At 58.7% G+C, this 23,037-nt stretch carries 25 protein-coding genes and 1 pseudogene; 9 read left to right on the top strand and 17 right to left on the bottom strand.

Going from position 1 to position 23,037, the window contains the following annotated elements; genetic code table 11:
- Positions 1–140 precede the first annotated feature (140 nt).
- From BHK69_RS30955 to BHK69_RS30935, 5 genes are all read left to right on the top strand, one after another.
- A complete protein-coding gene (locus BHK69_RS30955; RefSeq protein WP_069694300.1) occupies positions 141–863 on the top strand; it encodes a helix-turn-helix transcriptional regulator in 723 nt (240 codons plus the stop codon).
- Between the two features lie 356 nt (positions 864–1,219).
- On the top strand, positions 1,220–2,428 hold the full coding sequence (gene repA / locus BHK69_RS30950; protein ID WP_069694299.1) for a plasmid partitioning protein RepA: 1,209 nt from the start codon (positions 1,220–1,222) through the stop codon (positions 2,426–2,428).
- Positions 2,428–3,411 (top strand): plasmid partitioning protein RepB, encoded by a 984-nt coding sequence (repB, locus tag BHK69_RS30945; RefSeq protein ID WP_069694298.1) that lies wholly within the window; start codon positions 2,428–2,430, stop codon positions 3,409–3,411. Before repA ends, repB begins: the two co-directional genes overlap by 1 nt.
- Positions 3,412–3,606: 195 nt before the next feature.
- Positions 3,607–4,836 (top strand): plasmid replication protein RepC, encoded by a 1,230-nt coding sequence (gene repC / locus BHK69_RS30940; protein ID WP_069694297.1) that lies wholly within the window; start codon positions 3,607–3,609, stop codon positions 4,834–4,836.
- A gap of 130 nt (positions 4,837–4,966) precedes the next feature.
- Positions 4,967–5,206 (top strand): hypothetical protein, encoded by a 240-nt coding sequence (locus BHK69_RS30935; protein WP_069694296.1) that lies wholly within the window; start codon positions 4,967–4,969, stop codon positions 5,204–5,206.
- Positions 5,207–5,257: 51 nt separating this feature from the next.
- On the opposite strand, the gene BHK69_RS32490 is transcribed toward BHK69_RS30935, so the two are convergent.
- The gene (locus tag BHK69_RS32490; RefSeq protein ID WP_148663743.1) at positions 5,258–5,485 is read right to left on the bottom strand and encodes a hypothetical protein; all 228 of its coding nucleotides are present in this window, start codon (positions 5,483–5,485) and stop codon (positions 5,258–5,260) included.
- A 205-nt stretch (positions 5,486–5,690) separates the two neighbouring features.
- Here BHK69_RS32490 and BHK69_RS30930 point away from each other — a divergent pair, with 205 nt between their 5' ends.
- Positions 5,691–6,002, top strand: coding sequence for a hypothetical protein (locus BHK69_RS30930; RefSeq protein ID WP_148663742.1), 312 nt, complete (start codon positions 5,691–5,693; stop codon positions 6,000–6,002).
- 335 nt (positions 6,003–6,337) lie between these two features.
- Here BHK69_RS30930 and BHK69_RS30925 read toward each other — a convergent pair whose 3' ends face one another.
- The 3 genes from BHK69_RS30925 to BHK69_RS30915 form a co-directional block, all read right to left on the bottom strand.
- Positions 6,338–6,628, bottom strand: a complete 291-nt coding sequence (locus BHK69_RS30925) for a hypothetical protein (RefSeq protein WP_069694294.1) — start codon at positions 6,626–6,628, stop codon at positions 6,338–6,340.
- A gap of 59 nt (positions 6,629–6,687) precedes the next feature.
- Complete coding sequence (locus tag BHK69_RS30920) at positions 6,688–7,854, bottom strand: tyrosine-type recombinase/integrase (RefSeq protein ID WP_069694293.1); 1,167 nt, start codon at positions 7,852–7,854, stop codon at positions 6,688–6,690.
- Between the two features lie 404 nt (positions 7,855–8,258).
- Positions 8,259–9,332 (bottom strand): tyrosine-type recombinase/integrase, encoded by a 1,074-nt coding sequence (locus tag BHK69_RS30915; RefSeq protein ID WP_425285587.1) that lies wholly within the window; start codon positions 9,330–9,332, stop codon positions 8,259–8,261.
- A 246-nt stretch (positions 9,333–9,578) separates the two neighbouring features.
- Here BHK69_RS30915 and BHK69_RS30910 point away from each other — a divergent pair, with 246 nt between their 5' ends.
- Both BHK69_RS30910 and scpB read left to right on the top strand, forming a co-directional pair.
- Positions 9,579–10,451, top strand: coding sequence for a DUF1403 family protein (locus BHK69_RS30910; RefSeq protein WP_342029760.1), 873 nt, complete (start codon positions 9,579–9,581; stop codon positions 10,449–10,451).
- 2 nt (positions 10,452–10,453) lie between these two features.
- A complete protein-coding gene (scpB, locus tag BHK69_RS30905; protein WP_069694290.1) occupies positions 10,454–11,137 on the top strand; it encodes an SMC-Scp complex subunit ScpB in 684 nt (227 codons plus the stop codon).
- Between the two features lie 50 nt (positions 11,138–11,187).
- Here scpB and BHK69_RS30900 read toward each other — a convergent pair whose 3' ends face one another.
- Entirely contained in the window at positions 11,188–11,376 is a 189-nt protein-coding gene (locus tag BHK69_RS30900) for a helix-turn-helix domain-containing protein (protein ID WP_244548581.1), read from the bottom strand.
- A gap of 146 nt (positions 11,377–11,522) precedes the next feature.
- Here BHK69_RS30900 and BHK69_RS32485 point away from each other — a divergent pair, with 146 nt between their 5' ends.
- Positions 11,523–11,738, top strand: a complete 216-nt coding sequence (locus tag BHK69_RS32485; protein WP_148663741.1) for a hypothetical protein — start codon at positions 11,523–11,525, stop codon at positions 11,736–11,738.
- A gap of 94 nt (positions 11,739–11,832) precedes the next feature.
- On the opposite strand, the gene BHK69_RS30895 is transcribed toward BHK69_RS32485, so the two are convergent.
- From BHK69_RS30895 to BHK69_RS30855, 12 genes and pseudogenes are all read right to left on the bottom strand, one after another.
- On the bottom strand, positions 11,833–12,042 hold the full coding sequence (locus tag BHK69_RS30895) for a hypothetical protein (RefSeq protein ID WP_069694288.1): 210 nt from the start codon (positions 12,040–12,042) through the stop codon (positions 11,833–11,835).
- Between the two features lie 89 nt (positions 12,043–12,131).
- Positions 12,132–12,902 (bottom strand): dienelactone hydrolase family protein, encoded by a 771-nt coding sequence (locus BHK69_RS31795; protein ID WP_083269963.1) that lies wholly within the window; start codon positions 12,900–12,902, stop codon positions 12,132–12,134.
- A gap of 13 nt (positions 12,903–12,915) precedes the next feature.
- Entirely contained in the window at positions 12,916–13,923 is a 1,008-nt protein-coding gene (locus tag BHK69_RS31790; protein ID WP_083269962.1) for an N-acetyltransferase DgcN family protein, read from the bottom strand.
- Positions 13,924–13,942: 19 nt separating this feature from the next.
- On the bottom strand, positions 13,943–15,499 hold the full coding sequence (locus tag BHK69_RS30890; RefSeq protein ID WP_069694287.1) for a nucleotidyltransferase family protein: 1,557 nt from the start codon (positions 15,497–15,499) through the stop codon (positions 13,943–13,945).
- A gap of 82 nt (positions 15,500–15,581) precedes the next feature.
- Positions 15,582–16,832: an MFS transporter gene (locus BHK69_RS30885; protein ID WP_069694286.1), complete on the bottom strand. Its 1,251-nt coding sequence runs from the start codon at positions 16,830–16,832 to the stop codon at positions 15,582–15,584.
- Positions 16,829–17,941, bottom strand: a complete 1,113-nt coding sequence (locus tag BHK69_RS32480) for an ATP-binding protein (RefSeq protein WP_148663740.1) — start codon at positions 17,939–17,941, stop codon at positions 16,829–16,831. The genes BHK69_RS30885 and BHK69_RS32480 overlap by 4 nt, the downstream gene beginning before the upstream one ends.
- 45 nt (positions 17,942–17,986) lie before the next feature.
- Positions 17,987–18,571 carry a histidine phosphatase family protein gene (locus BHK69_RS33685; RefSeq protein ID WP_158516314.1) on the bottom strand — a complete coding sequence of 195 codons (585 nt, stop codon included), beginning with the start codon at positions 18,569–18,571 and terminating at the stop codon, positions 17,987–17,989.
- A 45-nt stretch (positions 18,572–18,616) separates the two neighbouring features.
- The gene (locus BHK69_RS31780; protein WP_158516313.1) at positions 18,617–19,546 is read right to left on the bottom strand and encodes an NAD(P)-dependent oxidoreductase; all 930 of its coding nucleotides are present in this window, start codon (positions 19,544–19,546) and stop codon (positions 18,617–18,619) included.
- A 54-nt stretch (positions 19,547–19,600) separates the two neighbouring features.
- Positions 19,601–20,401, bottom strand: a complete 801-nt coding sequence (locus BHK69_RS30870) for a class I SAM-dependent methyltransferase (protein ID WP_069694283.1) — start codon at positions 20,399–20,401, stop codon at positions 19,601–19,603.
- Positions 20,402–20,677: 276 nt separating this feature from the next.
- A pseudogene (locus tag BHK69_RS30865) lies at positions 20,678–21,100 on the bottom strand (transposase); the annotation flags it as partial.
- Positions 21,101–21,154: 54 nt separating this feature from the next.
- Positions 21,155–22,162: a TniQ family protein gene (locus tag BHK69_RS30860; RefSeq protein WP_069694281.1), complete on the bottom strand. Its 1,008-nt coding sequence runs from the start codon at positions 22,160–22,162 to the stop codon at positions 21,155–21,157.
- Positions 22,159–23,037, bottom strand: coding sequence for a TniB family NTP-binding protein (locus BHK69_RS30855; protein WP_069694280.1), 879 nt, complete (start codon positions 23,035–23,037; stop codon positions 22,159–22,161). Before BHK69_RS30855 ends, BHK69_RS30860 begins: the two co-directional genes overlap by 4 nt.

Genomic DNA, 23,037 nt, shown 5'->3' with positions numbered 1-23,037 from the left:
TAGAACCTGTCAGATGTGACAGGGCGGATTCACTCGGAAGTTGCGGCCGTGATCTCAGCTCATCTTTCCGGCAGGCCTCTTGCATTCAACGAACAGGATTCTCAGGCGCGTGAAACCGGCGCCCCAACTTCGGAGGCCCCATGAAATTCGTAGAATTCGCCTATCAGGAACTGGTCGACGGCTTGCACTCATCAACGGTGGAAGCAGAGTTCGGGCGCGTCGGCCAACGCGCTGCCGAGAGCATGGGCTTCCGGTATTTCGCCTATCTCGGCTTTGGCGAGGCTGATCCGGTTTTGATCTCGTCTTATCCGAAACGCTGGAGTGAGCATTATTTCACGGAAAGATATCAAGACGTCGATCCCGTCGTCGCCTTTGCCCGAAGTGGGCGTTCCACGATGCAGTGGACCCGCGAAGCTGCTTGCCGGTTTCCACTGCGCGCCCAGAAGCGGCTCTTTGACGACGCAGACGAGTTTGGTATCCGCCATGGCGTCTCGGTCGCAATTACGGGCGGCTTCAATCGATTCGCCGCCTTCACCTTGGCGGTCGATGACGTCAGTTCAGCGCATGGGAGGATGGTCACGGAGGCAAACGATATCATCCAGTTGATAGGGCTGACATTTCACGCGCACGTCGATGCCAAGCTGCCTGTGGCCTCGACCACAACCTCGGGCCGGATCACGCAGCGGGAGCGTGAGTGCCTGGAATGGGCCGCTCGCGGCAAATCCATGGACGAGATGGCCGTCATTATGAGCGTAACTAAGCGGGCGGTGAAGTTTCATCTCGACAACGCTAGGGTGAAACTCGGTGCTGACACCTTGCCGCAAGCTGTCGCCATCGCAATGCGGGCACGCACCATTTTCTAATCCCATAGGACCATGGCCTCTGCTGCAATAAATTCCTCCCACTGACCACACGACCAGCGAAAGCCTCGACATCGCGTCGCCTATTTAAGATCCCGGTGGGAGGGTATGCCGCACGGCCGTGAGGTGGCCGGTCGCTCGACAACGCGGTGGGTTTGCCGCCGGGCACGTCTTGCTACCCATCGGCGGCGCGCCAGCGCGCAAGCCGCGCGAGTTGCCGGCCGGCAACTTTGCTAGGGGCGGGCGCTGCTTTAACCACTCGTTAACCCTTAATCGCTTGCCAGACTCAGGGAATCGGGTGATCTTGTCACGGCAATCGGCGCAATGAGCGCCATTTTCCGTGTTTACGCGAGTTCGCTGTGGAACCTGCCTTCAATCTTGCCCAGCCCAAGAAGGCGATTCACGAGTTGGTCGGCGCCCATGCGCGCGAACTCTCATCGAAATTGCAAGCTCATAGGCTCCAGCTGTTTCCGCCAGAAGCCCGCAAGACGCTCCGGCGCTTTTCGTCGATCGAAGCTGCAAAGCTGATTGGCATCAATGACGGCTACCTGCGGCGGCTGTCTCTCGAGGGCAAGGGCCCGCAGGTCGATGTCGGCCGGCAGGGACGGCGATCATACACAGTCGAGGATATTCAGGCGCTCCGGGAATTTCTTGATATCGGCGGCAAGGCTGATCGCAGATATGTTCCGCGCCGCGACCGCAACGAGCATCTTCAGGTCATCACTGTGGTCAATTTTAAAGGGGGCAGCGGTAAGACGACGACCGCGGCCCATCTGGCGCAATATCATGCGCTGCGCGGCTACCGCGTCCTGGCGATTGATCTCGATCCGCAGGCGAGCCTGTCGGCGCTCCACGGGTTCCAGCCGGAATTCGACGTTGGCGAAAACCAGACGCTTTACGGCGCGATCCGCTATGATGGCGAACGCCGGGATATGAAAGAGATCATCAGGAAGACGTACTTCGCCAATCTCGATCTGGTTCCGGGCAATCTCGAGCTGATGGAGTTCGAACACGAAACTCCGAAAGCGCTGATGGGCCAGAAGCAGCTGGAGACGATGTTCTTCACCCGGATGGACGCGGCTCTGGCGTCGGTTGCTGACGACTATGACATTGTCGTCGTCGATTGCCCTCCCCAGCTCGGTTTTTTAACGCTGTCGGCCCTGTGTTGCGCAACTGCGGTTCTCGTCACGGTTCATCCGCAAATGCTCGACGTCATGTCGATGTGCCAGTTTCTCATCATGACATCTGATCTGCTTGGCGTTGTCGCCAATGCCGGCGGCAACATGGGTTATGATTGGATGCGCTATCTCGTCACGCGATATGAGCCTGGCGATGGCCCTCAGAACCAGATGATGTCGTTCATGCGTTCCATGTTCGGAGAACATGTCCTGAATTACCCCATGCTCAAGAGCACGGCCATTTCCGATGCCGGAATCACCAAGCAAACCCTCTATGAGGTCAGCCGCGACCAGTTCACCCGTTCGACATATGATCGAGCGCTCGAGGCGTTGGACAATGTCAACGGCGAGATTGAGCAACTGGTTCTCTCCGCTTGGGGACGAGGGTAATGGCTCGCAAGAACCTCTTGGCCGGATTGCTCGACGAAAAGTTGCCGGCCGGCAACTCGGCGGCCGCGCCTCAACCTGCAGGCCCGATACAGCCGATCCAAGGCCTGCAGTCGAGCGCATTTGGGCCGCGAGGTGGCGCCATTGGCGCTGTGACGCGTTCGATCGAGCAGCTGAAGGCGCACGCGGTACTCGACCTCGCTGCCGAACTGATTGACGCATCACTCATCGCCGATCGTCTGGCAGATGCAGGCGATGACCATAATCTGTTGGTCGCATCGATCCGTGAGCATGGCCAGCAGGTGCCGATCTTGGTTCGACCCCATCCGGATCATGAAGGGCGATATCAGATCGCCTATGGCCGGCGCCGGCTGCGAGCTTTGAAGGAGCTCGGCCAAACTGTTCGCGCTATCGTCAAACCGCTCTCGGACGAGCAACTGGTCGTTGCGCAGGGGCAGGAAAACAGCGCTCGGACAGATCTTTCGTTCATCGAGAAAGCCCTCTTCGCTGCCCGTCTGGAAGAGGGGGGATTTAATCGCGAGACGATCATGTCGGCTTTGTCAGTCGACAAGTCAGGATTGTCCCGGCTGATCTCCTCCGCCGTCAAAATTCCCTATGACATCATCGAAGCCATCGGGCCTGCGCCGAAAGCCGGGCGCGATCGTTGGATTGAATTGTCGACGCGGCTCGACGGAGCGGCTGCAATTGAAAAGGCGCGTAAAGCAGCCGGCGGGGCACAGTTCCCTGCGCTGAGTTCAGATGAGCGCTTCAGCAGGATCTTCGATGCGGTGGCACCGAAGAAACCGAAGGCTGTGCGGCCGACGATCTGGAAATCCGACGACGGCCTTCGTGTCGCCAGCATTCGCGAAGATGCGAAAGCGGTGACCGTCACGATCGACAAAACGGTGGCTGCCGATTTTGGCGCCTATCTCGTCGAGACAATTCCCGAGATCTACGCGGCGTTCAAACGCCGGGCAGAGGCGTGAACCGAGTATTTTCGACACAGAAAAGGAGCGTTTGAAGCAAAGAAAAAGGCCCCCGAAACGGAGTTCCGGAAGCCTTCTCTTCAAGTTTGGCGACTGAGAGAATCGCACTTCCACGAATCACCGTCAAGAGTCTCGTGAGAGATTTAGCGCCGTTTCGGCGAGCAGGATTTCTTTGCCCTGAACGAGGCAAGGATCATGGAACCACGACTCTCGACGACGCCCTTCGGGCGGCGATCGTTGACGCTTGCTCATGTGGCAAGCCAGGCGAGCGCGAAAACGCGGCCGCCGGAAAAAGCGGTCCACAAATGGAACGTCTTCCGCGCGATATGCACGGCCAAGAACAGCCTCGGCGTGACCGAGCGAGCGTTGGCTGTGCTGAACGCGCTGCTGACGTTTCATCCCGAGACCGTCCTGACCGGCGAGGGGCTCGTGGTCTTCCCCTCGAACCAGCAGCTTTGCCTGCGCGCGCACGGCATGCCGCCGGCGACATTGCGGCGCCATCTCGCTGTCCTGGTCGACTGCGGGCTGATCGTCCGCCGCGATAGCCCCAACGGCAAGCGCTATGCCCGCAAGGACAGGGCCGGGGAGATCGAGCTCGCCTTTGGCTTCGACCTTTCGCCGCTGGTTGTTCGCGCCGAGGAGTTCGAGGCCTTGGCCGAAGAGGTCATGGCTGAGGACCGTGCGCTCAAGCTGGTGCGTGAGCGCATCACTATCTGCCGGCGCGACATCGCCAAGATGATCGCGACAGGCCTGGAGGAGGGCGTGCCGACCCGCCGGGGAGGGCAGGGCCCGGCCGACTGGATGGAGGTTCATGGGCTTTACAGGGGCATCGTCGGGCGGATTCCGCGCTCAGCCACGCGTCTGGTACTCGAGCCGATCGCCGAGGAGCTTTCGCTGCTGGCCGACGAAGTGCTTATCCTGTTGGAAGACCATGTCAAAACCCAGAATATGAGCAGCAATGAGTCTCATATTGAGCGTCACATACAGAATTCAAAACCAGACTCCCTTACTGATCTTGAACCTCGCTTTCCAGAAAGCAGGGGGGCGATTGTCGAGATCGAACCGGAACCGGCGAGGATGCCGGAACGGACCTATCCCTTGGGGATGGTGCTCGACGCCTGTCCGGACATCATCGACTACAGCCGCGGGGGAATTTCGAACTGGCGCGATCTCGCAGCCGCTGTTGCCGTGGTTCGGCCAATGCTGGGGATCAGTCCCAGCGCCTGGTTTGAGGCGCAAAGCGCGCTCGGCGAAATCGAGGCCGCGATCGTCGTGGCCGCCATTCTGCAGCGCGGGGAGGCGATCAACAGCGCCGGCGGCTATCTGCGCGGGCTGACCCGAAAGGCCGAGGCCGGAGAGTTTTCGCTCGGGCCGATGCTGATGGCACTGATCGGCAGCCGGAAACGCGAAAAGCAGCGAGCGTGAGGGTTGAAGCCGATGGTTGAGAAGAACACGCCTCAGGCAATGCTTAATCGACGGCGATTGGCGTCTTTCGCTTTGCTTGGAATGCCGAGAGCTCCATAGTGGTGCCGGTTCGGTTGAGTAAGGGGCGGTTATGCATCAGCTTCGCGTTTCAGAGGCCGTCGAAGCGGCAGCAAAAGCACTGCACGACTCCGTGCGCGATCCAAAACAGTTCCGCTGGGAGGCCATGACCGAACAATGGCGTATCGAGATGCGCGCCTATGTTCGCCCGTGTGTCCTGGCTGCGCTGAGGGCGTCTGATGAATTCGTCGCGCGCCCCACCGATCGGCGTGTGCTCGGGACGCGGCCGCGTCTGGAGATGGTTTCGCGCTGAAGGCTCGGTCTGGAAGATTTGGCGGTTGCCGGTTGGGCGCGGTGCACCGCCTCAATCAGGTTTTCGGTCTTTGCGTGTCTTGGGGATGGGTGAGGGGGCTGCCTCACGCTCTTGGGCTTCCTTCTGCAGGCGCAACTCTCTCAGCCGCGCGGTGTTGGCATCCCGAGCCCGGTTGGCGATGTCGCCTTCGGAGGGAGCGTGATCGCCACCTTTCTCGGGCGCCTGCAGCATGAGAAAGGCCTTGTCGGCCTCGAGACGCTGTTTCGACTTTTCGTCCATGTGTGATCCTCGAGGGGCGAGTCCGGACGAATGCTGTGCGACGCGGACCGCTAAAGCGTCAACCGGCGGCCTTGCTGAGATGCCGGTCGGCGGCCAACGACGCGAGAAGAAGCGGGCGTTATGGTGATGCGGCGCAGCCACGCTCTGTCGGGATATTTTGCTGAGGCCGATCGAGACCTTGCAAGCGCCGCTGCGAGGGCTTGTGATGACCGGCATGGCGAAACTGTCCCGCGCGATCCTGACCGTGCTTCTTTCCGGGCGTCATGCGGCGCTTGGCGGCCGGTCGTCGCGTGACAGGGCGGCCAATCTGGCTCGGATTGCGGCGGCCTATAGCCGCGTCGAGCTTGAGACCGAAAAGGGCATCGGACCAGCACGCGCGGCGGAGGTCGAGCGCTGGCTGTTGAGGCAGGGGTTGTCGCTGCGGATCGACCGGGATAGCTCGGTCTCAGCGGCCGGATTTGCCGAGGTGAGCACGGCGGGCAGCGCGGAGCGGGTGGCAAATTCAGAATTCCAATGACGGGTGCCATATTCTGCCCGGCGACAATGTGTCCGCTGTTCGCTGTAGACGGCTCAAGTTTTAGCGGAGCGGTCAATGCTCCCTGCGAGCGTGAGGCGTGCCGCTGGTTCGATGGCCAAATCTGTCAGGCCGGGCGCGTGGCGATCGGCGAGGTCGCGATGGCGTCAGCAGGCGCGGACGGTTCCTGGCCAAAATTGAATGATCCGATGCGTCGTCACGCTTTTGATTGCCCGCGTGAACACGAATGCTCCTGGCAGCAGCAGTCGCTCGGTGGTTTGTGTGCTCCGCGTCGTGCCCTGGCGCATGGGCTCGATCCGCGGCATTGCCGATAGAGACTACCGGAGTGGGTTCGAAGATCGCTGTTCTATGCGGAGTACGGCGGCGGCTCGGCGCGCCTTCTCCTCCTGCCAGCGCGCCTCGACCTGGTCGGCGATCAGATCCCGGTCGATGATGACGATCCGCAGCACGCCGAGCTTGAACGAAACCTCCGACAGGAGCGATAGCTCGTCCTCCGACAGGTCATAGGCGCCCTTGTCGAACACCGGCGCCAGTGCGGCCTTGGCGGCTTCGACCGCCTGGTCGAGCTGCTCATTGAACCGTCTCCGTTCGTCGTCGCTCATCGGCATGGCCGCGCCTCTCGTGGATCACCTCGAAAACATGACGGCACCCGGCCTCCATGAAAAGCTCAGATCGCAAGCCTTGCGGCCTTTCCGAGCGCCTGGTCGGCGTCGTTATAGTAGCGCGCGGCCTGCTGGACTGAGCGGTGCTGGGACTGGCGCATGGCTGCGGGCAGGGCAACGCCGTTGCGGGCGGCCTCGGTCAGGTAGCCGGAGCGCAGGCCATGAGCCGAAAACGCGATCGGATCGAGACCGGCCTGGGCGCAGCGGCGCTTGAGGATCAGGTTGATTGCCTGGGGCGTGAGCGCACGATCGTCGATCGCCTCCCAGCGGTCGATCGCCCGAAACACCGCGCCCTTGCTGATAGCGGCGCGCTCGAGCCATTCGCGCAGGGCCTCGACGGGAGGCCCTATCAGCAGCACCCGGGCATCGTCGTCGGCTTGGCTGTTTTTGGTTCGGCCGAGCGCAATCGCCATGCAGGGCAGGCGCGCGGAGTCTTGATCATCGGGATCGAGCGGCACATCAGCCTCGATGGTGAGTTGCTCGAGGCGTAACCGCGCGACCTCGCTGCGCCGGCGCCCACCGGAGCCGAAGGCGACGAGCAGGATGGCGAGATCGCGGCTGTCGGCGAGGCGGTCTGACTGGCAGGTCGCAATCAACCGGTCCAAAATGTCGCGCGTCACCGCGCGCTTGCTTTTGCGCCGGCGCGGTTTTGCGCTGGCCCTGACAGCCAGGCGCAGACCGGTCCGGATCGCCGGCGTGCCGAGCGGGCTCTCGAGCCCCTTCCAGCGATGCAGCGTCGCCCAATGCGCCAGCCGGCGCTTTACGGTGGAGCTCGCATGGGGCCCGTCGCTGCGCAGATGGTCGCCGGCGCGCAGGGAAGCCTCCACGTCGGCCGGCATGCCGTGCGAAAAATCCTCAGCGCGGCGCGCCGGATCCCAGAGGTGATGGGCGATAAATTTCAACGCCAGCGCCTCCGGCGCCGGCCAGGGCAGGGCAGATCCCGTCGAAGCAAGCGACCAGGCTTCAAGATAGGCGAGATCCGAAGCCAGCGCGCGCAGCGAGTTTTCGCCCATGCCTTCGCGGGCAAGGTGGCGCAGGGTTGCGACATCCTCGTCGGTCAGGATTTTTGCGAGCTGATCGCGGCGCTCCAGCGGCAAAATGCCGGCGAGCGCGTCGAGCTGCAGGGCGCGCCGCGTGTCGGACTCGGTCGAGAGCAGGGCGATCGACGTCACGGGCGCTCCTGATCGACCGGAGCCCAGCTGATGGCCGCCGGCGGCGTTTTGGAGCGCCAGAATCGCCGATTTCCGGCTTCATGTCCATCACTATCGATAAGAAGTAATTATCGATAGTGAGATGCGTGTTCGAGCGAATGTCGCTGTGAAACAAGTGAATTGCGATATGACTTGGGTATGATACAGTTATGGGTGTGAATTCAATTCGCTATGACCTGTCGCGCGATGACCGCAAAGCCCTGGTTTGCGACTGCGCCGCAGCCGCCGAGTGTCGCTTTCACTTAACGATTTCAATTGAAACGCTAAGCTAAAATTCTTGCAGGAAAATTGAAACGCTAAGGTAAAATATCTGCCCTGCCGGACCGCTGGTGGCGGCCTGAGCGGGGTGGGGGAGGGGGCTTTTTCTATAGCCCGGACGCCTTGGTGAGGTTTGTCCTGAACCGGTCTCGCCGACGCTGATATTTGCGCGTCATCTCAGCCGACGCATGGCCGAGATGCTTTTGAACGTAACGCTCCTCGATCTCGGCCGAAGAGGCGAGACCTGAGCGGAGCGAGTGCCCTGCAAACAGAAGAGCGCGTTCCCCTTCTGGAAGATCAGAGCGGACGCCCGCTTCGAGTACGGTCTGTTTGACCAGGCGGGCAACGTGCTTGTCAGACAGCCGCTCGACGTCGACAGTCTTGTTGTCCTTGAAGATGCGCCGAAAGAGAGGGCCTCGGGCAATGCGGCCGAAACGGACCCAGCTCTCAAGCGCGACGACGGGGCAGGTGTGGTCGCTGGAGCCGCGCCCAACCTCGACTTCGCGCCAACCGGTCTTGCCGCGCAGGGTTACCAGCACGCCCTTGTCCGCATAGATCTCGATCCAGCCGGCACCGTCGCTGTTGTCGTCACGCACAACGTCGAGACCGACGATCTCTGAGCGGCGAAGGCCGCCGGCGAAACCGAGCAGCAGGATGGCGCGATCGCGGAGGCCGCGCAGGTCATGGCCGAGGGTCGCAATCATGGCCAACAGATCGTCTCCGAGCACGGCTTCTTTCTGCCTCGGCGGTTTCGCGTGCTTGCGGCGAATTCCAGCGAGAACTGTCGAGATATGCCGATCTGCGCGATCCATCGGCTGGCCACGCTGGTTAAAGTTCCAGCCAAGGCCGGACAGGCGCCGCTCGATCGTTGCGACGGAGAGCGAGGGGAGGCCGCGTTTTGGCTCGCCGGCAGCGCAGGCGCTGATGTAGAGCCCGATGACCTGGCTGGACGGCGGCAGCGGTTCAAGGCCTTCCCGGCGGCACCACGAGGAGAAATGCCGCCAGTCCTTGGCGTAGGCGGCGCGCGTGTTCTCCGAGCTGGCGGCCTTCGCGTATCCCGTTGCTGTCTCGACAAGAGCTTCCAGGCGCGCCGGGATAAGGGTTGCAGGCTCCGCGGCACCAATCTCTATGACCGGCTCGGCGATGTCAGGCTGTTCGCCATTGATACGGGCGACGGCCATACCGTCGATTTTCGGGGGGCTCGCTTGGGAACTTGGCATCGGTTGGGCACCTGCTCGAGTATGTCCGATAATGGAACCTTATCGGACATTATATGCTTTGGACAGCCCGTGCGCTTTAGGCCATATTAGTTAGCAATAAGCGCACTCTTGCAGCGTCCTTTCCCCACAATGCCCGCATCCGACCCGACCGCCAGTGTCGCCTCTGCGCCCCCGACCGTGCCAGCCTGGGCGGTTCCGCATGGGCTCGTGACAAGCGATGTCGAGGCCGCGTTCCTGGCGGGATCGGCATTGAACTCATTGGATAATCTCGTTCGAATGGCTCCCGCTTGGGCTGGAAGCTGGCGGCAGCGACTCGCGCTGAAAGGCGCGGCCGCAGCGGCCGCGCTGACCGGTCGGACCGAGAGCGAAGCGCAGTTGCGCGACGCCTGGTACCTGCGTGCGCCGGGAGCCGATCCGGGCCCTGCCGGCAACCTGCTTGCCGCTTGGAAAGGCTTGGCCGAGCGCTCGCCCATCGTCTCTCCTGACCGTTTGCGCAGAGTGGCGAATCTGCTTGGCCTGCGCTGGAGTGACAGCCTCGTCTCGCTGGGGGAGCAGTTTGAAGTCCTAGCCGGCTCTGGCCAGCCAGCGCCTTTGGTCGCTGCGGCGATCGCGACCGAGGCCTACCGGCTGCGGCCCGATGCAGGCCTGCTCGGCTGGTGGATCGCAGACCTCGCTATCGCGGCGCGGATGCGCTGGCCGGTGGCCGTGCCCCTGCTGGTGACGCAGGCGCCCGGGCCTGCCTTCCGCAGCCTGAGTGATCGGGGCCGCGACCGTCCGGGAGGAGAGGGGTTTGAACGTGCGATCTGCGTGGCGCTCGCGTTGGCGGCAACGGACGCCTGTCGGAGCGCCGGGGAGATGGCACCGCGAGCGGCCCGCCTCAATGCAGCCACGCGGAAGCTGCGCGCTAAAGGAGCAGGGGAGGTGATCCAGCTTCTGCTCGACGAGGATTGTGTGTCCGGCACGCTGCAGACGAAAAACCTGACGCGGTGGGGTTCACGACGATTGTTCGAACGCCTGACCGCTCTTGAGGCGGTGCGGGAATTGTCGGGGCGCGCCAGCTTTCGGCTTTATGGGCTCTGACGATGGTGCGGCAGACCCCGACTGAAGAGCTGTTCGACGTGGAGCTCGCGGACCTGCCGCCGGAGATGCGCTGGCGCGAATGGATGGGGCGCGTCGAGGCCGTGATCTTTGCCTCGCCGGAGCCGGTCGGCCGTGAAACGCTCGCCCGGGTCGTCGGCCGCGATTGCAGCCTCGATCTCCTGATTGACGATATCCGCGATGAATTGCGCGAAAGACCCTACGAGCTCGTTTCCGTTGCCGGCGGCTGGCAGCATCGGACCAAGAAGGGGTTCGCTGTCGCGATCCGGAGGGCCACCGGGCTCGGCGAATCCGATAGCAAGGCGTTGTCACAGACGGAGAGCCTGGTGCTGTTGTGCATCGGCTATTTTCAGCCGATCACCCGCGCCGAACTCGGCCAAGTGTTCGGCAAGGAGATCAGCCGCGACACTATCGGGCATCTCCGCAAGCGCGGTTTCATCGCCGCCGGACCACGGAGCCCGCAGCCGGGCGCGCCCTATAGCTACGTGACGACGCAAGAATTCCTGTCGCAGTTCGGATTCGAGACCCTGCGGGATCTGCCGGATTTCGAAAAGCTCGAGGATGCTGGGTTACTCAGCAAAGACCGATTGCTAGCTGGCGACCTTCCGATGTCGATTTTTGGTTCGGACTCCGAAACGTCGCCGTCCGAGGACGAAGACGCGGTCTAGGCTGCGCCGCCCAAGATCCTCAGGCGGGCCGCGCAACAGACTCAGGTTTGCTATTCCTTCAAGAGCTCGACGATATCGACATTAAGCGCTTTTGCGGCACGGTCTAACGTGGTGATCGTCGGGTTACGCACGCCGCGTGCGAGACCACTCACATAGGTCTGTTCAACTCCCATGCGGGTTGCGACTTCCTCCTGAGAAAGCTGTGCCGCCGTGCGGAATTTCCGCACGTTTTTTGCCATGATCCGCCGAACGTCCATGGACTGAACGAAGCGGACTGTGCATATCGTCCCTAGGCATTATAGTGTCTAAATTCGATCGTGGTGGGCAATTTAAGCGACGGTTAGCAGTGAACAGCCAACGGCACGTACTCGGAGGTTTTGCTGGCTTGTCATTCGACATTTCCATCGAGTGGCTGGCACCGCTGCCGGCACTGCTGCCGGATTACGAACGCGAAAAGCTGGACGCCCAAATGCCCATCCACAAGGCGGCCTCCGGCGCATGCTTACGAGCCTTGCACGATCACGTCGGACGGCAGGTCGCCAATCGCACCGGCCTTGTTCCCGCGCACTCGAAAATCGGGTGGCCGGAAAGCGAGTGGTAACTCAACCCACTCGTCGTCGGGCTCTCTCTGCGCCAGCCGAGCCATGGCGGCCGGCCTCAAACTGAACGGCCTCCGACAAACCCGAGGCAGTTCACTATGCGGTCCGTTCGAACGCATAAATCTCATTCATAAATGTCGGTACGTAGATAGTGCGGCGGTCCGGGCTGGCGCAGATTGCATTTGTTATTGCATCTGGAAGGGCACTGCTGCGGGCGGTCACGACCAGCGCGCCTTCGCTGTCGTCGACGCCGTCCACCGCCAGCCCAGGCGAGATCAGGGATGCAAAACCGAACCGGCCCGCCATAAGCTGCTCCAGCCGTGAGCGCCACGCCAGCTCGTCACGCAGCAGCGGAAATGGGTCAGAGTCAGCCTCGCACGCCGAATGACGTAGAGTTAATGTACCCCTCTTAGAAATTCTTCTATAAACTCCCAAGCGTGCTCTGATTCTGCTTCGTCATAATTGTGCCGATCAGGAAAAATAAACCCATGCCCCACGCTTGGGCACACCTTCACCTGAGATCCGTTCTTTGCGCGGCGGACCCTCTCCTCTATCGCAGCTACCGACGCGGGTTTGATATACTCATCAGCGCCAGCAAACACAAATAGGCTCGGAATATTCTCCGAAAACAGCCGGTCCACCGGCGATTCACCAGTCTCTCTAACCAATGAAGTGCCTATGACGGACACGCATGCCGCAACTTGCCCAGAATATTGACCGGCCGCCCAAACCGCGAAACGCCCCCCCATGCAGAAGCCCATCGTAATCCATCTGCCGATCGCTCGCCCGCCGAACTCCGTCATCGCGGCCAATATCCGTTGTGTGTCAGACAGAATTGCCCCTTCCGTTAGCGCGCTCGTATGGCGCTGAATCTCAGCAGAAGACTTAGCCGGATACCTTGCGTCAATCTCTATCGGCCCTGTTCGGTAGTAGAGATCTGGCAAAATTACCCAATGTCCGGCCCTGGCGAGTCTACGACTAAATTCCTCCAGACCAGGGCGGATCCCCACAGAATCCATATAGAGTAAAATTGGTGGCTTGTTCCCTGCTCGATCAGGGCCATATGCGACAAAGCTGAGTTCTCCATCATCCGTGACAATCTTACCAGTATCCCTCCGAAGCGCGCTTTCGGAGCCCGGCCACTTTTTTCTCTCTCGCTTGGACATTTTTCCCTGTTGCTCACAGTCCGCGCAGCATTCGATCAACAATGGGACCGACACCGGTAATGAGCGGATCACACGTGGGAAGATCGAATTCCCGCTCGAATTTATCCCTCATAATGTTCGCTTCGGCACGGCTAAGACTCGACGTATTCAAGCATATGCCAGCTGGTTTGACTTCGGGGTTGGTTAAACGGGCTCCATTCAGATGCACATCGAAGCAGGCCTTAAGATCAGGAACCGGATAGTTAGGAAGGCCACGCATATGCGCACGAGCCGGATCGTGACACATCACAAGAAAATCCGGCCGCGCTCCATGCAAGAGACCCAGAGTAACCCCTGCATACGCAGGATGGAAGAGCGAGCCCTGCCCCTCTATTACGTCCCAGCTTCCTTCCGGAATTGCAGGCGACAACCATTCGATGGCACCAGCAATGAAATCGCCTGGAACTGCGTCGATTGCGACTCCCTCTCCGGAAACAAGAATTCCCGTTTGCCCGGTCGCCCTGAAACGCGCATCTCTTCCACATGCTTGCAGCCCGCGGGCTATGTGCAGAGCCGCAAGCATTTTACCGACCGACGCGTCTGTGCCAACCGTAAGAACTCGTTTTCCAGACCGGGGCTTGCCAGTCGCAAGCGCAAACGTTTGAGTCGGATGTCGTACATCGAATAGCCGACGCCCGTACCGGGCGGCGGCTTCTGCAATTGCTGGCGACGACGCCAGTCTTGTGTGCAACCCATTCGCGATGTCCATGCCCAGTTCCATCGCCCTAATGATGACGGGTTCCCAAGACTTGGGAATTTCTCCGCCGCCTATGGCAACCCCAAGAACCATAGTCTTTGTGCCTGCTGCAGCAGCTTGCTCTAGCCCTACGTCAGCAAGCCCACAGTCCGCCCGGCAGTTCTCAAAGCGCATTTGTCCGACGCAGCGTTCACGCTGCCAGTGCGCTATCGCAAATCCCGTCTTTGCAGCAATCTGATCCCGTGCATCGCCGAGAAAGATAAGCCAGGGCAAATGTATTATCATTGCGCTAAGTTCCTTTGAACTACGGCAAGGCGGAACGCCTGGGCGTGCCCTGCTGGTCGAATTGAGGTGGCAGGACACACCGATACGGAACAAAGAGACCCAGATCCATCGTGGCGCCTGAGACATTTCCGAGAGTCAACGTCGCGTCGAGCATCTCCTCGCCGCGGTGCCCCATACCCGCCTCTATGCAGACGCGCACTTTCTGCATTAGAGCCCCCAAACACACCTCCATGGCCTGTATTTCGTGCGCGCTATTCACCATAGTAGAAGTCTCCCTCCCACGACATTCAGGGAATATTCTGTAATAATCCTGCCCCAGGGTGATAGAAATATATGGAGATGGCAGTTGGGATTCCAGGTATTCGATAGTAAATTCTAGCATACGCTCCTGTCGGCATACAGAAATGATTGCAGGAAAATTCTTTTCGCCCCAGTATGTAGGCTTCACTGCGGAGTTCCCACCAACAAGTGGCGTGACACTGCGATCCTCGAACACCAGCGTTTCAATCGCCTCGCCGCTTAATAGTCCACATAACCCGAGAGGTCTAATTAAGAGGTCGGTGACGTCATATTCTCGGCTGACAGAGAAGCCAAAGGCGACGAATAATTCGTATTCGTTTCCATTGTAGTACGGCGCTCCCAGTAATTCGAACAGCCTACGGTTCCCCGTCACTTGAGCCATAATTCTGGCGACTTGCACCATTTCGTTTCGGACCCCATGGGAATCCACATAAACGCGAAACTTGACAGGATCAAAGTCAACGTGCCCGATAAGTTCGTCTAATTCCAAGAGTTCAAACAAGCGCACCAAGGGTCGAAACCGCATCAGCGCGGGATACGCTCGCACGAAGTCGCCATACAAATGCATTGCCGTGATGAACGCGGCAAGCGCGGGTGCCGGCCGAAGAATTGGATGGCCGTCGATGTGAGGGATGTATATCGAGCCCTCTATGATTTCATCGACGCCCAGCGCGACAAGCTCCAGATTGTTGGTACGGAGATTAAGCCCGAAGGCCTGCGAGTTGATTGGAGCAGGAATGGCCCGCTCGCCTCGCGTCATACGAAAGAGTGGAAAATACTTGTGCACGTCAACTAATGTGCCTTGATATCGTATATTTATCTCCTCATGACTTGAGGCCTTCCAGGAGTGCACGTACCCGAGATCGAGCAAGTGGCTGTGCAATGCGTCAGGCTTACTGGAAATCATATCGATATCGCTTGTCTTTCGCAGACGAAACTCTCCACCCAAAAGATCGAATACGGTATTTCCCTTGATCAGTACGAACTGCCCGCCTGCTTGGCGGGCCACCGACAAGAACGACTCGGTCACCTCGCTCTGTAAGCGAGCGGCTGTTTTAATCCGGACGAACTCCTCGCTAAGAAGCTCAACCAGGGACGCGTGTCGCCGGTGCGCGTCCTCTCGTTGCAGGCAAGCTAGCGCACGCCCGACAACGCGATGCTTTTTTGCTAACTCGAAAAGCCTAGCATCATCGAGGTCACGCCAACCGATATGTGCCCCTTCCTCGCCAGAGCGAGCAATCCAAAGTAGGAATTCTGTGGCTCCGCGCTCAGTCATGACAACCTATTCAAATGATAGCCTCGAGCTCTCACTTTAGGATGGATGGAACACTGCTCAAGGTGACCTGCATATCGGACGCTCATTGGCCGACCCTCAGCTGCTGACGCTCTCTCCACGCGACCGCGCTGACCAGCCCGCAAAGTACGGACGCGGCAGCAAACGTGGATGCCATTCCATACTTAGCCGCGACGACACCGATGAAAGCTCCGCTGGCAGCAGGCCCTCCTCGGAAGATCAGCGTATAGATGCTAAGAACCCGACCACGTGAGGAGTCCTCAGCCAGCGAGGCGAGGATAGTCTGTGCGCCAACCCCTCCGATAACCGTTGACATTCCGGCGACCAGTGCCAGTAAGAGCCTTACTGGGAAGGGAGTAGGATAAAAAAGAAAAACTACCGCACATGCCAATGTGATGTTAGAGGCTATCAGAAGAACGTAACGAGCGTAATTAGTAGCCGTGTATACCGTAGGCAGTGTTCCTAGCAAGGCACCAACGGCGATCGCGGCGTTCAGATACCCGAGGAACAGTGCGTGGTCCGTCGAGGATCCATCTACGATTGCGGGCAGGAAGTCTGCGTATGAGCGAATGGTTACTGCGGTTGCGAGGTAGGCAGTCAGCGTCACCGCAATATCTCTTCTCCCTACGGCAATTTGAAATCCTCCTGCGATCCGCTGGTGGCTGCTTTGCTTGTCCACATGGGTTGAGGAAGAGGTAATCGAGCCGACGATGGCAATAGCTGCGAATAACGGAAGATAACTGAGGAAGTTCACAACGAACGCCATCTGGAGCCCGTGCGTACTCAGAATCCACCCACCCAGAAGAGGGCCACTGACGCGTGCGACATATGATCCGACGGTATTTAGTGTTAACGCCTGGCCGAGGAGCCGACGAGGAACCGAGTTGCTGATAAACGCCAAATTCGAGGGTTGGTTGATTCCGTATATCAAACTTTGGACTACGGCCAGCGCAAGGACCAAATTTATCGAGAGCATGTCAAATGGTACGGCAATCACGAGTACAAGGGCCTGGATAGTGAGAACGGCTTTAGACCAAGTAATAATTCGCATTTGGTCGACAGTGTCTGCGAGTAGTCCGCCATATAATAAGGTAATCATTGACGGACCGAAGCTTAGGAGCGCAAATAGCCCTAGAACCGCCGTTGACTTCGCTTCATTCCAGAGAAACCATAGAATGGCGATCCGCTGTATGGAGCTTCCTGTGAGCGAAATCGTATTCCCCAAAATGTAAAGCAAGAACTTAGGCAGCGCAACGAGCTCCAGTACCGCTGACAACCCATTTGTAGTGATTGTCTCGTGATCTGTGTTCGTCATCGCGGTCCCAAAGGCATTACAGATTCTCTTTCAGGTCGAGTTGCGTGCGCTAGGTAGCGGGAGATTTCGGAGACCCCATTCCAGCGCACCGCCTCCGCATGGACATGGCTCATTGACTCCAGCAGGGTTTCCGCTGACGTATCTCTTTGCTTGTAGATTTCCATCCAGTTTGGGACGGGGAGGTCGCGGTCTGCTGTGAGTAACTCTTCTTCAAGTTTCTCGCGCGTCTCCGCAGGGCTAAGGGTGCGACATTCCCATTGTGCCCCGTACTCAGGGAAGACGATCCTCTTAAGCAGGACCTTACTGTGGGAGGGCTGGGCCGCGAAGCGCCCGTAGAGAAGCCGCCACGGCACATGGAATTTCGAGTTCCTCGCCCAGAAGCGTTCAGCAGGTGAACTCTCAGATAAGTCCCGAAGCTCTGGGAACTGTGCGAGCGTTCCGGGCAGAAAATTCACCGCCTCCGGAACTCCCAAGGCCAGGATCCCCTCGTCGGTTAACTTGACTAAGGTGCGGTCGGTAGAGAGCATTCGATAAGATCGCTGTGCGAGTGCCGAGACGAAGAACGTCGTTTTACCGCTTCCACCTTGGCCGACAACGAGGGTTCCATCTCCCAATGTATTTGCAAAGGCAGCGCTATGGATGGCGAAGTATCCTTGCTGCTCCAGCCAGGGAACAAAAAGCTGGTCCCTTATGACTCGCCTCAACTCCTTTCCACCGTCGATTTCATCAGCGTGATAGACGGCAATCTTTGCAGTCTCCCGATCGTATTTGAACGTCCCGGCCTTTGTGGTTCGGATAACATATGTGCTCGACGGCGCCTCAATTTTGATACCATATCGTCGGTGTTTCGGATCCGAAGGCGCATGCATGACTAGTGGAACCCCCTTTGACCGTCGGAACGTCTTCTCGATATCGTCCCTGGCTGCGGGGTCATGATGGAATGTGACTTCACCTACGAGGTTCCCTTCGTGAGGGAGTTCTGCGCCGATTGTGAAGAATCCGCCGAGTTCTGATGCTAATAACTCGCACACAGAAGAAGTCGCTCCGTTGACGATGACGTAGCCACCGCCGTAGGCAATACAGATACGTTCTCCGTTCTTAGCGCTCATTATTGTGTCCTTCTTGGTCAGTACAGCGAAGCAGTATGCTTGAGTTTAAGTCGATGGTGTTGAGCGTTCAAAGAGTGCGTCGAGGAACGCCTCGCTGGAGGTGAGCGCGGAATTTGTTATCGAGGCTATAATCGTGTGGCCATAGTCGTATCCGAGACGGATGTGCCCCTGATCCTGCGCGATCAGGGAGGAGAATACCTTCAAAAGGCCTTCGTGTGTAACCGCGATGACAACACCGGGCGGGAGGTCAATGAGCGCGCGCAGGAAGGACAATATACGGCGCCCCACAGTTATGTAGCTCTCTCCGCCGGGAGGAGTCCATCGCCATAGATCTTCGTCACTCAAATGAGGCCCCCGAATATTGCGCACTACCTGCTTTGTTTCTCCATTATAGATACCGTAATCTTTCGCCGAAAGGCGGCTATCTATTTCGACGGGTATATTGCGACCCGATATGATGGTCGCGGTATCTTTAGCTCTCTGCTGCGGACTGCAGTATATGCGCACAGCACAATACGGTAGCAGTCTTAAGCGCATTTGTTCGGCAGTTGCGATGCCCGCAGTGCTGAGCGGAACCTCTAGGAGTCCCCAGTTGTGACCTGCGTTTGCGGTTTGGCCGTGGCGGGCCATGATGACTATAGGTGACGTATGTAGGCACTCCGACATCTGTTCCGCTCACGCCGGATTTATTTGATTGGGCAGTGGGGGCTTTGATCCATTGAAGTAATCGCGAATTGTGTCGACAACCAAAGCAACCTTCTGCGTGGTAGAGAGGATTGAACGGCTCGAGATGTGTGGCGTAACGAAACTATTGGGATAAGCTGCTAGATCGAATCCGGGGTAGGTGAAATCTGAGACCACGCCTCCCAAATGTCCTGACTCGAGTGCGACTGCCAAGGCTGCTGGGTCAACGAGACCTGCCTGGGACGTGTTGATGAAAAGAGCGCCCGCGCGCATGTGTTTGAATTGCCCGTGACCCATCAAGCCGCGCGTTTCGTCGTTTAGCGTTAGATGCACAGATACTATATCTGAATACTGCAGAACGCGCTCTAAAGTAGTTTGCGTGACTCCTAATTTGTCGCATGTTGGAGATTTATCAGATCGATTATAGATAAGAACCCGTAAGCCGAGTGCCTGCATGGTACGCGCAACACGTTCCCCGATATTTCCAAGTCCGATTACTCCGAACGATTTGTTCGAAAAGTCAGCAAATTTGAATTCCGTCAACTCACGAGAAGGTCGCTTATTTACGTGATTCAACTGCTTGATCATAAGCAAAGAAGTGGCTAGTACATACTCACTTACGGATGTGGTCGCTATCTGTGGACAGTGTGTTACAACGACGTTGTGATCTGCTGCGGCTCGCAGATCAACATTGTGAAAAGTTACGCCATATCGGACTATTATACGCAGGTTCCGGGCAGCACGGAACGACTCGCGGTCGAATGTTTCGTTCCCCAGTATTAGGGCTGAGTAGCGATCGAGGTCTGATGGTAGATGCTGCGCGGAATACTCGATGGAGTGAAAAGCAGCGAGCGGGGATAGTAGGTCGCGATCAGCACAAAGCGAGGCAGGGGTAACCAGAATGCGCTTGGGGACAATCACGGTTCGCTCTCGCAGAGAAGGGCGCAGGGGTGATCTATGGGAAGCACTTAAGCATCAGCTGACGCGAAAGGACTCAACGGTGAGATATGGCCGCATCTGCTCGATGGTGGTCTTCCCAGCCGCATGATTGTCAACCCACGCTTCTGTTTGCGATAGGAGGTCGTCATATATGTTGTCGGGAACGATCCAAAATTCCGAGTGGAGCCGCAAACGTAGATGTGTCAGCGCTTCCCCGTAGGAAATGGTCTTTTCCCAAGCAAGGCCAGATGCATCAAACGGTACTGAAATAGCACCGCAGGACTCAAACGAACCTGCCAACTCGGCGCGATTGTCAATTCCAACATAGCGCCGTTTGTAGCCGCGCTCATTGCATAGAGCCGAAAATTGCTTGCGGACAGCGTTTTTAAAAGCGTCTTTTTCGTTGATATGAAGTACGTAGCCAGAATGTTGGGTTACACGGACAAGCTCTTGGACTGCCTTCTCCCAGGAGCCTACATGCTGAAATAGTTTCGAAACGACGACCGTGAAGTACTCGCCAGATGGTAGTCCCGTCTGTCGGACGTCGAGGAGTTTAAATACAGCGTTGGGGTGCTGTTTGGTTTTTTCGCGTGCTATATCGAGCATTTTTTGGGACACATCTATCCCAAGCACTTGGTACCCTTCTTCGATTAGTGGTAAAGAGAGCTGGGCTGTTCCACAGCCCGCATCTAGGACTTTGGTCCCGGGTAATAGCATACCCGCCGCAACTGCCCGTTGATAAAGGGACTGGAGCAGCTGATGCGGCATATTCCGAGTACTGTCGTAATGCAGGGCGACCGGATCATAATTGCTGGTTTGGGCGAGAGTTTGGCTCATCGTTGCGTAGGTATCCTTCGCGCGTTAACCCAGATTTTGCTCGGCCTGAACGTTAGATTGCAGCGGGCTGCCTAGCTATATGTCATGCTGATGTCATAATACGGATATGTCAATGGGGGAATCATGATTCATACGTTATTAAGCGGAGAAATTTCGTTAATACAAAGGTAACGCGGCAAAAGAGAGCGGCTCCAAGTTGAGCGATTATTAGGTTACTGAAATTCACGATCAGTATCGATGATTTTCCGTTGTGACGTTGCTGCGCGCCATTCTCCCTCAAATCGTCGCCAAGAGACAGGGAAGTCGAATGAGGTTATAGGCTGCGGCCCGGATGGTGAACATCCACCGCACTCTTTCGCGTCCGCGATGTTTTGTTTGCCAGAAGCCTCCGGCGGCCTTCATCGAGCCGAACGGCCCCTCGATGCGCTTGCGGATGCACTGGCTGATGGCGTAGCCGGGGTGTCGGGTGGTGCGGCCGTCGATGGCGGAGCGGCGGTTAGTCTGATTTTGCACCACATGCGGCGTGACGCGCAGCGCGCGCAGGGCGGCCACATGCGCGGCTGTGTAATAGGCCTTGTCGGCCCCGAGCGTCGCGCTCCCCGTCGGCGCGGTGGTCTCGATCATCGCCTCGGCGGCGGCGCGTTCGGCCCAGCCCGTGGCTTGCGTCCGCTCGGCATCGACGATGAGGCCATTGCGGTTTCCTGAGAAACGAAAACGGTCTCAAATCCTCTGACGACGGACTGCGTCAGCCCTCTACCCGTTTTTGCCACGACGCGGGCCTTCTGCGTGCATGCGCCAGTAAGCCTCGAGCAGCGAAGATAGATCAGCTCCCTCTGGCGGGGAGCGCTTCGGTCGTGGCGAGCCCTGTTGCTTCTCTAGGGCGTCTGCGAAGCGAGCGATCAACTCTTGGTGGCCGCCCGCCGCCAGTATCATGCGACGCCAGTACGCGGCGCCAACGTCCTTGTCGGTTATCAGCCAATCATGAGGATCCGATGCGAGCCGCTCGAAACAACGAATTCGCATCGAGGCTGATAGGTTTGTGAGCGACTTCGCCGAGGTGAGATCGGCGGCAACCGGCGCGCCTAGCAGGCGCGAAATCAGGTCACCGACAGACGCCGGTCTCTTTGCCAGTTCGACCCGACATATGTCCTCGATCGAGCGTTCTAGCCGACGCGCCGCTGCTTTGATCTGCGTCTTCGAGGCAGATCGTAGGTCAAAGCCGCATCGTGCGCAGAAATGTTGGGGGATCAGTTCGCCTTGGTTGAAGGATGCGATTCCGCTGCGGCAAGACGGGCAGCGGTCTCGAAGGCCGGTAACGTGCTCGAAGCAGGAGATGCGCGATGCCAGCCGCCAGTGCCGGCGAAAATACGGCACATCATCGTCTGCGAGGCACAGGGGGCAATACTGCATCCAGCTCGAGCGGTTTCTGTCCGAGTTCTCACGCAACGGCAGCAGCAGCGCCGTCAAAGCGTCTCCAGTCATCGACATCGCTGAGATCGATTTATGCGAAACGCCAGTCTGATGGGCGAGCAAAGCGGCGACGTGGCGCGGAAGCCGGAGTTCCAGCCGTGGCGACATCCTCGGGCGCAGCCCAAGGACGTCGGCGAACGAACGTGGCGCGAGCCCGTTCGCAAGCGCAAGACGGTGTAGCCAGCTCGACAGCACCTCGTTCGGAAGCGGATCGACTGAAACGGGCCACCGATCCCGGACGACGTTGCCGTATCGCTCGCGTATCTCGATGGCGAAGCGCGGGCCGTTCATAGCAGTTCGGAGCGTATCGCTGCCCGGCGGCGCTCCGAGAGCGGGATGTAGCGCAGCTTCTGGATTCCTGATTTCGTGATCCGCTCCGCACCCGACCTGACGGCGGCAGCCGCGGCTGTCGAGACAATCGCGATGATTTCTCCGATCAAGCCCTCGGAAAGTTGGAAAACCTTTCGTGCCAACGGCTCATCCGAGAGGTCTGAGGCGTGTGCGAGCGGCAATGCGCCTTCGAGGCTGTCAAGGAGCGTCAGGAACTCCTCATCATACTGCCACCGTGGCACCGCGTGCAGTTCGAACCGGCTCGCCATCTCGCTGGTCTGGTTGATGAAGTCATAGACAGCGACTTCGCCGATCAGAACAGGGGAGATGTCAAACTGGCGGCCGATCCGCCGGAGAAATGCGAAGACTGCCTCGACATCCCGGGTCCGGCCACGCAAGGCATTGTGGAATTCGTCGAAGATCAGGATCCTGGGCCTCATGCTGTCCAGCAAATGATCGATTTGCGCCGTCGTGCGACGAACACTTCGGCTGTTGCCGATCGGAGCGCGGAAAGCCTGCAGGATACTTTCGTAGAAGTGGGCGAGGCCGGCGCCTTCACGGGTTTGTACCACCCACAACCGCTGCTGGTCGGCGTTCCTCACGTGCTCGACGGCAAAACGCTCCGCGATCATCGTCTTGCCGTTGGCATAGGGGCCGACCAGCATTAGACCTCGGGTCCGTAGCGCCGGCGGTCGGGCTAGCAGTTCGGCGAGACGATTATGCGCCTGCATCGCAACCTGATGCCCGATCCATCGCGAAGCTTGAATATAAGCGATCCGCTCCTCCACGTTGCAGTGAAGATACGGGCGAACATGGTCGAGCAGATGGTCCGCCAT

The sequence above is a fragment of the Bosea vaviloviae genome, from assembly GCF_001741865.1.
GTDB classification, from domain to species: Bacteria; Pseudomonadota; Alphaproteobacteria; order Rhizobiales; family Beijerinckiaceae; genus Allobosea; species Allobosea vaviloviae.
The sequence above is the reverse complement of the archived record's forward strand: the minus strand, read 5'-3'. Positions and strand labels throughout refer to the sequence as shown.